The following is a 12,764-nucleotide window of genomic DNA, read 5'->3' on the forward strand; positions in this document are numbered from 1 at the left end:
ACGTAGGTCACACGCCAGAGATTCCGGGGGTCTCTTTTGTCATCCCAGTCCTCGCGGGGGTGCCCCCGTACCGTCACTCGAACAGGACCGACAACTCCAGCCAGCGCTCCTCCAGTCCCTCGGCCTCGTCCTCCAGAGTGGTGATCTTGGCCATCTCCGCACCCAGCAGCTGGTAGTCGGACTGATCGAGGTCGGCGAGCTTCACCCGGGCGTCCGCGGCCTGCCGCTGGAGGCGCTCGATCCGGCGTTCGAGCGAGGCGAGCTCCTTCTCGGCGTCGCGGAGCTCCTTGCCGGACGGGCGGTCGGACGCCGGTGGGGCAGCCACCTCGGAGGTCAGGGGGGCCGCCGCAGCGGCACGCTCCTGGGCCATCCGCAGCCGTAGGTACTCGTCCACGCCGCCAGGCAGGTGCCGCAGGCACCCGTCGAGGATGGCGTACTGCTGGTCGGTGACCCGCTCCAGGAAATACCGGTCGTGGCTGACGACGACGAGGGTGCCCGGCCACGAGTCGAGTAAGTCCTCCAGGGCCGCGAGCATGTCGGTGTCGAGGTCGTTCGTCGGCTCGTCGAGGATGAGGACGTTCGGCTGGTCCAGCAGGATCAGCAGCAGTTGCAGCCGCCGTTGCTGGCCGCCCGACAGGTCCTTCACCGGCGTCGACAGCTGTGCGCTGGAGAATCCGAGCCGCTCGAGCAACTGGGCGGGGGTGAGTTCCTGGGCCTTGGACCCCGAGCCGAGCGTGTAGGTCGACCGCAGCCGGGCGATGACGACCCGGACGGGGTCGTCGAGGAACTCCTCGAGCTCGTCCAGGCGTTGGCTCAGGGTGGCGACCTTCACCGTCGTGCCGCGTTTGACCCGCCCACCCGTGGGCGCCACTGATCCGTCGATGAGCCCTAGCAGCGTGGACTTGCCGGCTCCGTTGACGCCGAGGATGCCTGTCCGCTCGCCGGGGGCGAGCCGCCATTCCACGCCCCGGAGCACCTGGTGGTCGCCGTACGACACGGAGGCATCGAGCAGGTCGACGACGTCCTTGCCCAGCCGGGTGACCGCCAGCGACTGGAGCGCGACGGTGTCGCGGATCGGCGGGACGTCGGCGATCAGGGTGTTCGCCGCCTCGATCCGGAACTTCGGCTTCGAGGTGCGGGCCGGTGCCCCGCGGCGCAGCCAGGCCAGCTCCTTGCGGGCGAGGTTCTGCCTGCGGGCCTCCGTGGCGGCCGCCTGTCGGTCGCGTTCCACCCGCTGGAGGATGTAGGCCGCGTATCCGCCCTCGAAGGGTTCGACGATCCGGTCGTGCACCTCCCAGGTCGCCGTGCAGACCTCGTCGAGGAACCAGCGGTCGTGGGTGACGACGAGCAGCCCGCCGGCGCTTGCCGTCCACCGGGTCTTGAGGTGCTCGGCCAGCCAGGTGATCGCCTCGAGGTCGAGGTGGTTGGTCGGCTCGTCCAGTGCCAGGACGTCCCAGCTGCCGGTCAGCAGACGGGCCAGGGCGACCCGGCGGCGTTGACCGCCGGACAGGGTGGCCAGCCCGGCCTCCCAGTCCAGGTCGCCGAGCAGCCCGGCGATGATGTCACGGATGCGCGGGTCGCCCGCCCACTCGTACTCCGGAGTGTCCCCGACGACGGCGTGGCCGACGGTCTCGTTGTCGGGGAGGGTGTCGGCCTGGTCCAGGACGCCGATCCGTACGCCGTTGCGGACGGTCACTCGTCCGGAGTCGGGCGTACGCCGACCGGCGAGCATCGCGAGCAGACTCGACTTGCCGTCGCCGTTGCGGCCGACGATGCCGATCCGGTCGCCCTCGTTCACCCCCAGGGTGATCGAGTCGAAGACCAGCTTGGTCGGGAATTCCAGGTGAAGGGCTTCGGCCCCGAGCAGATGCGCCATAGCCTCTCCAGAGTAGACAAGGGTGCGAACCGGTGCGCGACCGTACCGGCTCAGCCCTGATCGGCGACCGGCTCGCTCGGCCCCGCCGGGCGGCGGATGAAGAACGAGGTGATGATCGCCACCGTGCTGAGGATGGCGCCCACCAGGAACGCCGCCCGGATCCCGGCCGACTCGGCGACCACCGCGTTCACGCCGGCGGCGGCGCGGCCCGCAGCCGTCGCGGCCATCGTGGAGACGAACAGCGCGGTGCCGGCGGCTCCCGAGACCTGCTGGATCGTCGAGACCGTCGCCGACCCGTGGGAGTAGAGGTGCTGGGGCAGGGCGCCCAGGCTCGACGTGAAGAGCGGGGTGAAGATCAGGGCGAGCCCGATGCTGAGCACCACGTGGGCGACCAGCAGGACGACCCACGGGGTCAGCGAGGTGCTGATGACGGCCAGGACCCAGAGCACCCCCGCCACGAGCGTGGTGCCGGGGACGAGGAGGGGCAGGGGACCGAAACGGTCGAACAATCTGCCCACCGCCGGGGCGAGGAGCCCCATCACCAGGCCGCCGGGAAGCAGGAGCAGGCCGCTGTGCAGCACCGTCATGCCCAGCACGTTCTGCAGGAAGAGCGGCAGCAGGATCAGCGTGCCGAAAAGGGCCATCATGCAGACCACGAACATCGTCACCGAGACGGCGAAGACCGGGCTGCGAAAGGTGCGCAGGTCCAGCAACGCACGATCGGCCCGCTGGAGCGCAAGCTGTCGCCAGACGAACAGGGCCAGCGCGGCGACGCCAACTGCCAGGGTGCCGATCAGCAGGGTCGGCGCGCCCTTCCCCGCGGAGGTGCCGAGGCTGCTGAGTCCGAACACGAGACCACCGAAGCCGAGGGCGGAGAGGACCACCGAGGGCGCGTCGATCGGAGCGTGGACCGGCTCGGTGACGTTCGGCATCTTCAGCGCCCCCAGTGCCAACGAGGTCACGGCGATCGGCAGGACGAGGACGAACATGAACCGCCAGCTGAGCAGGCTGAGGACGAGCCCGGAGATGGTCGGGCCGATGGCCGGTGCCACCGAGATCACGACGGAGATGTTGCCCATCCGCTGACCCCGGACCTGCGGCGGCACCAGCGTCATCACAGTGGTCATCAGCAGTGGCATCACGATCGCGGTGCCACTGGCCTGGATGATCCGGCCGACGAGGAGCACCCCGTACCCCGGGGCCAGGGCGGCGACCGCGGTGCCCAGGGAGAACAGCGACATCGCGGTGATGAACAGGCCCCGGGTCGGGAAGCGCTGGATGAGCATCCCGGTGATCGGGATGACGGTGGCCATCGTCAGCATGAACGCGGTGGTGAGCCATTGCGCCGCCACCGCCGTGACCCGCAGGTCGGTCATCAGGCGGGGGATCGCCACGCCCATCACCGTCTCGTTGAGGATGACGACGAAGGCGGAGACGAGCAACAGGTTGATCACCAGGTTGTCGCGCGCGGTGGTCCTCGGGAGGCCGGCGGGAGCCTGGGCCGTGGGGCTGGTGACGGAGCGGGACATTGCTCTCCCCTTCCAGGGACGACGGGACGGGCCGGGACACCGTCCGGGGACGGACGTCAGGCGCGCCTGTTCCTGACCGTTCTGCCGGTCAGGAACAGGCGCCCCAGGAGGAGGATGGTCCGGCCAGGAGAGCCGGACGGGGCCTCAGCGGCCGCGGAGCGCGCGCTTGCTGCCCTTCACCTGGCGGGCGTTGGTCGGCATCGGGCCCTTCGGCATCGGCACCCGGGGCCGTACGGCGTCGAGGGCCTTGACCCGGGACTTGACCTCGGTGATCTGGTACTTGTCCAGCGTCCGCGGGAGCTTCTTGATGTGCTTGGCAAGGTCGTCCAGGGAGACCTGGCCCTCCTTGTCGCCCATCTGGACGACCCAGACCGGCAGGTCGGCGATGAGTTGGGCGTGCTTGCGCTCCTCGGAAGCCAGGATGGTGCGCAGTCGACCGGGTTCGCCCTCACCGATCAGGACGACGCCCGACGGGCCGATGACCCGGTGCACGAGATCCTGCTGGCGGGTGCCGGTGATGCCCAGCTCGTGCGCCCACACCTTGTCGTTGAGCATGCCGAGCGCAGCGGCCGCCGAGCCGACCTGGCCGCGGGCCTGCTCCAGCGTGGCCCGCTTCATCCTCTGCGTGAGGACGAAGACGGCCAGGGCCAGGCCGCCCATCGCGCCGGTGATGATCCACAGCACGTAGCCACCACCGAGCAGGGCGGCGACGAGGACGCAGATGAGGATCGGCAGCACGAACGCGCCGATCATCCACGGGGTGAGCTGCTTGTCGACCTTGGCGGTCGCCTTGTACGCGTAGGTGATCTGCTTCCACCAGCCCCAGTCGCGGGGGTCCTCGCTGTTGCGCCGGCGTTCCTTCTCGGCGCGGCGCGCGGCCTTCTGCTTCTGGGCCAGGTCCTTCGCGGCCTCACTCTTGGCCATCAGTCATCACCTTGCTGTTGTGCTGTCGGTTCGGTGGTCGACGTGCGGTGGGTCCGGATCGGCATCCGGGGCCGTACGTCGGGTGGTGGCCCGCCCGGGCGGGCCTGTCGGTCAGACCTGCTGACCGCTGGTCGGGTTGACGCCGTGGATCTTCATCACAGCTCCGCCGTTGCCCCGGGCATCCTTGGCCTGGCGGTAGAGCCGCCCGGCCCGGTAGGAGGAACGGACCAGCGGACCGCTCATCACCCCGGAGTAGCCGATCTCGCGCGCCTCGTCGGCGAAGTCGTCGAACTCCTCGGGGGTCACCCACCGCTCGATCGGATGGTGGCGCTCGGAGGGGCGCAGGTACTGCGTGATGGTGATGATCTCGGCGCCGGCCTCGTGAAGTTCACGGAGGGCCTGCGAGACCTCCTCGTTCGTCTCGCCCATGCCGAGGATCAGGTTGGACTTCGTCACCAGGCCCGCGGCGCGGGACTGGGTGAGGACGTCCAGGGAACGCTCGTAGCGGAAGCCGGGGCGGATGCGCTTGAACAGGCGCGGCACGGTCTCCACGTTGTGGGCGAAGACCTCCGGGGCGGCGTCGAAGACCTGGCCCAGCAGTTCCGGCACGGCGCCGAAGTCGGGTGCCAGCATCTCAACGCCGACGCCCGGGTTGAGCCGGTGGATCTGGCGGATGGTCTCGGCGTACAGCCAGGCGCCCTGGTCCTCCAGGTCGTCGCGGCACACGCCGGTGACGGTCGCGTAGCGCAGCCCCATCTTCTGGACGGACTCACCGACCCGCAGCGGCTCACCGCGGTCGAGGAGGGACGGCTTGCCGGTGTCGATCTGGCAGAAGTCGCACCGTCGGGTGCACTGGTCCCCACCGATCAGGAAGGTGGCCTCGCGGTCCTCCCAGCACTCGAACTGGTTCGGACAGGCGGCTTCCTGACACACCGTGTGGAGTTGCTCGGCCGCGACCAGGTCCTTGAGCTCCCGATAGTTCGGGCCGAACTTGGCGCGGGTACGGATCCACTTCGGCTTCTCCTCGATGGGGGTCTGCGCGTTGCGGACCTCGAGGCGGAGCATCTTGCGTCCCTCTGGTGCGATGGTCACCCACGGGAGTCTACCTGTAGATATCGGCCCTGATCGCGCCCGACCGTCGCCTGCCCGCGGCCGTCAGACCGTCAGGCCGTACGTCACCTGGGGGCCAGTGGGGGTCGCCTGGACCGCCGGGCGACGAAGGTGCGCCGTCTGGGGGTTGTGGGCGTGCTCCTCACCCACGTCGGGGGAGGCCTCGTACGGCTCGTACCGCAGCATCGCGTCGAGATGGGGCCGGACGAGATCGGCCAGCTCGGCGAGGCTGGGGCAGCTCCCCAGCTCCTGCGCGATGCTGGTGACACCGGCGTCCCGGATGCCGCAGGGGACGATCCGGTCGTACCAGCTCATGTCCATGTCCGCGTTGAGGGCGAAACCGTGCATCGTCGTCTTGCGCGAGACGCGGATGCCGATGGCCGCGATTTTGCGTTCCGGTTTCGGGGCGATCCCCCGTGCCGGATCTCCCTCCGTGGCGCCCAACCAGACGCCGGTCCGGTGCGGGACCCGGCCCGCCGTGATGCCGAGGTCGGCCAGCGTACGGATCAGCGCCTCCTCCAAACGCCGGACGAAGTCGACGACCCCGATGCCGTTGGCGGGGAGCCGGACGATGGGGTAGCCGACGAGCTGCCCCGGCCCGTGGTAGGTGATGTCACCGCCCCGGTCCACGTCGATCACCGGCGTGCCGTCGACAGGACGGTCCGCCGGATCGGTGCGCTTGCCCGCGGTGTAGACCGGGTCGTGCTCCAGCAGGAGGACGGTGCCCCGGTCCAGACCCTCCACGACCCGCGCGTGGATCTCCCGCTGCAGGTCCCAGGCCGCGGAGTAGTCCGTCGTCTCCGTGCGGTCCGGCCACAGGCCGAGAGTCCGGTAGGTGATGCCGAGCGGGGACACGACGGAGACATCGGCGCCGGGAACATTGATCGGGGTGGCGGGCATGCGGCCGAGTGTACGCGGGCGTTTCCCGGTGAGGCGCTCCTCGGAACGCTGCGGCACCTCCAGGGGGTGCCGTAGCCTGCGGCATGTGCTGATGATCGGACTGACCGGTGGGATCGGGTCGGGCAAGTCGACCGTGGCGAAGCTCTTCGCCGAACGGGGTGCGCTGGTGATCGATGCCGACGCGCTGGCCCGCGAGGTGGTCGAGCGGGGGAGCCAGGGCCTTGCCGCCGTACGGGAGCGGTTCGGCGCCGACGTCGTGCGTGAGGACGGATCACTGGACCGGGCGGCGCTCGGTGCTGTCGTCTTCGCGGACCCCGCCGCTCGCCGGGACCTCGAGGCGATCACCCATCCGCTGATCCGCGCCCGCACCCAGGAGATCATCGCCGCTGCTCCCGTCGGGACCATCGTCGTGCACGACATCCCACTGCTGGTCGAGATCGGCGCGGGGCCCCAGTACCACCTCGTGGTGGCCGTCGACGTCGACGTCGAGGAACGGGTCCGACGCCTCGCCGCGTTCCGCGGTCTGGCCGCGGAGGACGCCCGCGCCCGGATCGCCCACCAGGCCACGCGGGAGGCCCGGCTGGCGGTCGCGGATGCCGTGGTGGACAACAACGGTGACCCGGGCGCGCTGGCGGCCCAGGTCGAGGCACTCTGGCAACGCTTCGTCGCCTTCGAGGCCAACGTGCGCGCCGGCATACCTGCCGACCTGCCGACCCCTGTGCACCTCCTGGCTGGGCGCGTGACCGGTTCCGGAGCGGAGGCCCGACGGCTGCTCGCGCGGATCGCGTACCGACTCGGGCCGCTGCTGGGCGTCGAGGCCACGTACGACCACGTCGGTCCCACGGCGGTACCGGGCCTGACCGCACCGGCGCTCATCCACCTACTGATCGGGGTGCCCGACACGGCTCCGGCGCAGGTGGACGACCTGCGCGCGGCGCTGGGGCGACTGGGTCATCCGGAGGGCGCGGACGGTGTGTTCCTGTCCTGCGACCCGGGCCGGCCAGTGCGCATCCGGCTGTGCCAGGAAGGTTCGGCGGAATGGCGGGACCAGCTGTTCTGCCGGGACTGGCTGGTGGCCGAGCCGTCCGCCCGTGAAGCCGCCGCGACGGCGCACCGGGCGGCAGCCGAGACGAGTAGTTCCTGGGAGGCGTACGAGTCCAAGGTCGCCGGATGGTGGCAACGGGTCCGCCCGACCGCGGAGGCCTGGGCCTCCCAGCGGGGGTGGCGGCCCCAGGGGACGTCGGCCGCGGACGTTCTGGCGGGCGCATAGCTCCGCGCGGATGGTTCGGCGGCCGCAGGGGCATCGGGCGCGGACGTTCTGTCGGGCCCATGCCTCCGCGTGGACGGTTCGGCGGCCGCAGGGGCATCGGGCGCGGACGTTCTGGCCGGCCCATGCCTCCGCGCGGACGTTCCAGTCTTCTCGCTGCCGTCCTGCGGTCCGCGAGCTCCTTGATCGTCCGCGAGGGTCGGTGGCGCTGCAAGAGGATCCGCGAACAGCACCCCGTCGTTGACCAACCGACGCCCGGACCCCCGAACAGCCACGGGGGCCCCGGGATCTCGTCCCAGGGCCCCCGTAGGAGTGCGTCGCCGACGGGCGGGGTCAGTCCTCCACGCCGAACTCCGCGCCGAAGTCCCCGTCCTCGAGCCGGTCCTTGATGGCCACCAGGAAGCGGCCGGCGTCGGCCCCGTCGATGATGCGGTGGTCGTAGGACAGGTTGAGGTACATCATGTCGCGGATCGCGATGGTCTCCCCGAGATGCTTGTCGACCAGCACCACCGGGCGCTTGACGATCGCGCCGGTCCCCATGATGGCGGACTCGGGCTGGTTGATGATCGGCGTGTCCCAGAGGCTGCCGACCGACCCGTAGTTCGTGATGGTGAACGTGCCGCCGGACAGCTCGTCCGGTCCCACCTTGCCATTGCGGGTGCGGCTCCCGAGGTCCGCGATCGCCTTGGCGAAGTCGGTGACGCTCATCTCGCCGGCGTTCTTCAGCACCGGGACCATCAGGCCCTTGGGCGTGTCGACCGCAAGGCCGAGGTTCTCGCCGGCCGGGTAGGTGATCGTCTTCTCGTCCATGTTCACGGTCGCGTTGACGATCGGGTACTGCTGTAGCGCTTCGACGGTGGCCTTGGCGATGAACGCCAGGTAGGTGAGGCCGACGCCGTTCTTGGCCTTGAAGTCGGTCTTGATCTGGTTGCGCAGGCGCGAGATCAGGGTGAGGTCGACCTCGACGGTGGCCGTCAGCTGGGCGGCGACGTCCTTCGAGTCGCGCATCCGGCGGGCGATCGTCTGGCGGATACGCGACATCTTCTCAGTGGTGCCGCGCAGCGGGGAGGCCTCGCGAGCGGCAGCGGCCGAGGCGGGAGCCGCAGGTGCGGCAGCGGTCGGTGCGGCGGCGGCCTTGGCCGCATCGAGCACGTCCTGCTTGCGGATGCGGCCGCCGACGCCCGTGCCGGTCAGGCTGGCCAGATCGACGTTGTGCTCGGCCGCCAGCTTTCGGACCAGCGGGGTGACGTACGCGGCCTCAGCGGCGTCACCACCGGCTGCGCGCGGGGCCACAGTGACTGCCTGAGCTTGAGCGGCCGGAGCGGCCGGAGCGGCCGGAGCGGGCGCGGCGGGGGCTGCCTGAGCTGGGGCCGCCGGAGCAGCAGGTGCCTGGGGAGCGGCCGGAGCAGCAGGTGCAGCCGGGGCTGCGGGTGCCGCCGGGGCCTGGGGGGCTGCCGGGGCTGGGGCTGCGTGGGCGTCGCCGATGACTGCGAGGACTGCGCCGACCTCGACGGTCTCGTCCTCCTGCACGCGGATCTCGAGGATCGTGCCGGCCACCGGTGAAGGAACCTCGGTGTCGACCTTGTCGGTGGAGATCTCGACGATGGGCTCGTCGACGGCGATGGTGTCGCCGACCTTCTTGAGCCAGGTGGAGACGGTGCCTTCGGTGACGGATTCACCGAGGGCGGGGAGGGTGACCTCGGTGCCCTGGGCGGCGCCGCCGGCCGGGGCCGCCGGAGCCGCGGGGCCGCCGGGGCGGCGGGAGCCTCAGGAGCAGCGGGCGCTGCCGGGGCCTGGGGAGCAGCCGGTGCCTGGGGTGCCGCCGGGGCCTGGGGGGCTGCCGGGGCTGGTGCTGGGGCTGCGTTGGCGTCGCCGATGACTGCGAGGACTGCGCCGACCTCGACGGTCTCGTCCTCCTGCACGCGGATCTCGAGGATCGTGCCGGCCACCGGTGAAGGAACCTCGGTGTCGACCTTGTCGGTGGAGATCTCGACGATGGGCTCGTCGACGGCGATGGTGTCGCCGACCTTCTTGAGCCAGGTGGAGACGGTGCCTTCGGTGACGGATTCGCCGAGGGCGGGGAGGGTGACCTCGGTGCCCTGGGCGGCGCCGCCGGCGGGGGCCGCGGGGGCCGCCGGGGCGGCGGGAGCCTCCGGAGCAGCGGGTGCTGCCGGGGCGGGAGCCTCGGCGGCCGGGGCGGGAGCTGCCGGGGCGGACTCCGCAGCGGCCTCGCCGGGCTCACCGATGATGGCCAGGACTGCGCCGACCTCGACGGTCTCGTCCTCCTGCACGCGGATCTCGAGGACCGTGCCGGCCACCGGTGAAGGAACCTCCGTGTCGACCTTGTCGGTGGAGATCTCGACCAGCGGCTCGTCGACGGCGATGGTGTCACCGACCTTCTTGAGCCAGGTGGAGACGGTGCCCTCGGTAACGCTTTCCCCCAGGGCCGGGAGAGTTACAGAAGTCGACATAATCGCTTTGGACTCCTTCGGAAACAGTGACGACGCAGTCAGGTACGTCGTCACCCTACCTGTCCGCGCCGCCACCGGGAACGAAGTTCAGCGGACTGCGGCGCGGCGTCCTGCGGCCCGGCACGCCGAGGTCCGGGCCGCCTCCGTGCGTCATTCCATCGTCAGGGCGAGGTCCACCAGCGTGCGTACGCCGGCGCCGGTGCCCCCGATCGCGAGGTAGCCCTCGGCGGTGCCCTCGCGCCAGGCCGGTCCCGCGATATCCAGGTGCGCCCAGTGGCGTTCTCCGGCGAAGTGCTCCAGGAAGGCCGCCGCGACCTGCATGCCCAGGTATCCGTCGGTGTTGGCCGAGGCCATGTCCGCGTACGGAGACGTCAGCTTGTCACGAGCCTCGTCGGTCAGCGGCATCTGCCACATGGCCTCACCGCTCCGCTCCGCCGCGTGGAGGAGGCGCCCGGCGACCTGGTCGCTGCTGGCAACCAGCCCGATGGTGTTCAGCCCCAGAGCCCGCATGCAGGCGCCGGTCAGCGTGGCGATGTCGACGACCAGATCCGCGTCGTCGGCCTGCGAGACGGACAGACAGTCCGCCAGCACCAGGCGCCCTTCCGCATCGGTGTTGGTGACCTCGACGGTGGTGCCGTCGTGCATGGTGAGAACGTCGGAGGGGCGGTACGCGCTACCGGACGGCAGGTTCTCCGCCATTCCGGCGTAGGCGACCACCTCCACCTGCAGTCCGAGGTCGGCGATCGCTCGGGTCGCGGCCATCACGGCAGCGGCCCCTCCCATGTCGCACTTCATGGTGAGCATGTGGCCGGCCGGCTTGATGTCGAGGCCACCGGCGTCGAAGGTCATCCCCTTGCCGACGAGCACCAGCTTCTGGGACGCCCCGGCAGGGGAGTACGCGGCACGGACCACCCGCGGCGGATGGACCGACCCGCCCCCCACCGCGAGCACCCCCCCGAAGCCCTCGGCGGCCAGTTGGTCCTCGTCGCGCACGGTCAGCTCGACCGGCGCTCCGGCGAACCAGTCGGTCACCGCGGCGGCGAAGGACTCCGGGAAGAGGACGTTGGCGGGGGTGTTCACCCAGTCGCGCGCGCGAGCCACGGCCCTGGTGACGGCGGCCGCGAGCCGCAATGCGGAGTCGTGAGCCTCGGGGTCGCTGTCCAGTACGACCACCCTGGCCACCTTGGCGGCGGGGATGTCACCCACCGCGTGCACCGGCTCGTACGTGCCCAGCAGGGCACCTTCCGCGATCGCCCGGACGGTGTCGAAGACCGAGATCGGCAGGCTGAGGGCGTCCTCGTGGAGGGACACCGCCACAGCGACCTCGTCCCCGGCAGCCACCGTCGCGCAGATCGCCCGCACGGCCGCTCCGGCGGCTCGGCGCAGTACCTCGGCGGTCGGAAGGTCCTTGCCGAGGCCGACGGCGACCACTCGGGTCCCGCCGGCGAGCCTGCCGAGCGGGGTGACACTGCCGACCGACGTACGGCTCTTCGCCCCGACTCCCAGCAGGTCCAGGTCCAGAGCGGTGGTCTCCACCCCGTCGGGCAGGCCGTGGGGAAGGCCCCGGTCGTCGACGAGCCGGGTCCCGACCACCAAGTAGTCGATGTCGTCGGGCAGGTCCTCAGCGAGCCGCAACTGCGGCAGCGTCGTGATGTTCACCGTTCGTCCTCTCGCACGTCAGCCGTCGCCCGTGACTGCCGAGCCGCAGGAGGCCCGGACGGACGACGGTGCGGACGGATCCGTCCGCACCGCTTCGACACGCTAGTCGCCCCCAGGGAGGCTCTTGGGCCGGGTCAGGCGCTGAGCGGCATCGGGCCGTACACCACGGCCTGGCCGTCGAGCAGGGAGACCGCGATGACTCCGGCCTCGTCCAGGTCGGTCCAGTGCTCGGCGAACCACGCCTCCGCCTCCGCCTGGGTGCCGAAGGTGGTGCTCACGCCGAGCGAGGTGGCCGTGGCCGGGTCGAGGGCGGGATCCGTCGTCCAGCTGAACGCCATCGTCGCCTCAGATCTTGTCGCCGCGGTTGACCCGCGGGCGGGGATCCGCCAGCGACGGATCTGGAGGCTGCGGTTCATCCCGTACATGAAGAGGCCGCGCTTGGGATAGCCGGGGTGACGCTCCTCCAGGAGCTTGGTGAAGCGTCGCCACATGAACCAGATGTCGATCAGCACTGCCAACACGATGACGTAGAAGGCGATCATCACGTAGTTCGCCAGCTGGGGGTTCTTGCCGACGATCAGGCTGGTGGCCAGGGTCACGAGGAGGAGGGGCATCACGACCTCACCCAGGCGGAACCGGGAGTCGACCACGTCACGCATCAAGGTGCGGCCGGGATCGGAGTCGCGCTTGCGAATCTCTTCCTGCCGTCCCCGACGCTCGGCCTCGGAGTCTCGCTCGCGACGTTCCTTCTTCGTCAGGGTGGGATTGACGCGAGCTCGCCGGGCAGCCTCAGCCTCCTTGCGGGTGGGCGTGGGCCCTTCCTTCTTCCGGTGCGCCGCGGGCGCGGCCGGTACCACCGGAGCCGCCGCAGCGGTGCCCTTCTTGGCGGAGTCGTCCTTCTTGCTGAACAGTCCCACGTCGGCCCTTCTCGTCCGTCCTGCATCAACCGGGCGCACGTAGTCGTGTACGTCCCGCACCGGGCCGGATCGCCGTCGGCGGTGCCGGGCCCGGCGTCCAGACTAGCCGTC

General features: G+C 70.8%; 8 protein-coding genes and 1 pseudogene. 1 reads left to right on the top strand and 8 read right to left on the bottom strand.

Going from position 1 to position 12,764, the window contains the following annotated elements:
- Nucleotides 1-73: 73 nt before the first annotated feature.
- From Rai3103_RS11475 to lipB, 5 genes are all read right to left on the bottom strand, one after another.
- A complete protein-coding gene (locus Rai3103_RS11475; protein WP_153572718.1) occupies nt 74-1,876 on the bottom strand; it encodes an ABC-F family ATP-binding cassette domain-containing protein in 1,803 nt (600 codons plus the stop codon).
- Nucleotides 1,877-1,926: 50 nt separating this feature from the next.
- On the bottom strand, nt 1,927-3,405 hold the full coding sequence (locus Rai3103_RS11480) for a DHA2 family efflux MFS transporter permease subunit (RefSeq protein WP_153572719.1): 1,479 nt from the start codon (nt 3,403-3,405) through the stop codon (nt 1,927-1,929).
- 144 nt (nt 3,406-3,549) lie between these two features.
- Nucleotides 3,550-4,329, bottom strand: a complete 780-nt coding sequence (locus Rai3103_RS11485; RefSeq protein WP_153572720.1) for a DUF4191 domain-containing protein — start codon at nt 4,327-4,329, stop codon at nt 3,550-3,552.
- 111 nt (nt 4,330-4,440) lie between these two features.
- A complete protein-coding gene (gene lipA, locus Rai3103_RS11490; protein ID WP_228489335.1) occupies nt 4,441-5,394 on the bottom strand; it encodes a lipoyl synthase in 954 nt (317 codons plus the stop codon).
- A gap of 90 nt (nt 5,395-5,484) precedes the next feature.
- A complete protein-coding gene (gene lipB / locus Rai3103_RS11495) occupies nt 5,485-6,339 on the bottom strand; it encodes a lipoyl(octanoyl) transferase LipB (protein WP_153572722.1) in 855 nt (284 codons plus the stop codon).
- 91 nt (nt 6,340-6,430) lie between these two features.
- On the opposite strand from lipB, the gene coaE reads away from it, so the two are divergent.
- The gene (coaE, locus tag Rai3103_RS11500) at nt 6,431-7,609 is read left to right on the top strand and encodes a dephospho-CoA kinase (RefSeq protein WP_194793108.1); all 1,179 of its coding nucleotides are present in this window, start codon (nt 6,431-6,433) and stop codon (nt 7,607-7,609) included.
- Between the two features lie 330 nt (nt 7,610-7,939).
- On the opposite strand, the pseudogene sucB reads toward coaE, so the two are convergent.
- The 3 genes and pseudogenes from sucB to Rai3103_RS11515 form a co-directional block, all read right to left on the bottom strand.
- Nucleotides 7,940-10,077, bottom strand: a pseudogene (gene sucB, locus Rai3103_RS11505) (2-oxoglutarate dehydrogenase, E2 component, dihydrolipoamide succinyltransferase).
- A 150-nt stretch (nt 10,078-10,227) separates the two neighbouring features.
- Nucleotides 10,228-11,736, bottom strand: a complete 1,509-nt coding sequence (locus Rai3103_RS11510) for a leucyl aminopeptidase (RefSeq protein ID WP_153572724.1) — start codon at nt 11,734-11,736, stop codon at nt 10,228-10,230.
- A gap of 134 nt (nt 11,737-11,870) precedes the next feature.
- On the bottom strand, nt 11,871-12,653 hold the full coding sequence (locus Rai3103_RS11515; protein WP_194793109.1) for a DUF3043 domain-containing protein: 783 nt from the start codon (nt 12,651-12,653) through the stop codon (nt 11,871-11,873).
- Nucleotides 12,654-12,764: the final 111 nt, after the last annotated feature.

Origin of the sequence: Raineyella fluvialis (assembly GCF_009646095.1) — a bacterium.
Lineage (GTDB): Bacteria > Actinomycetota > Actinomycetes > Propionibacteriales > Propionibacteriaceae > Raineyella > Raineyella fluvialis.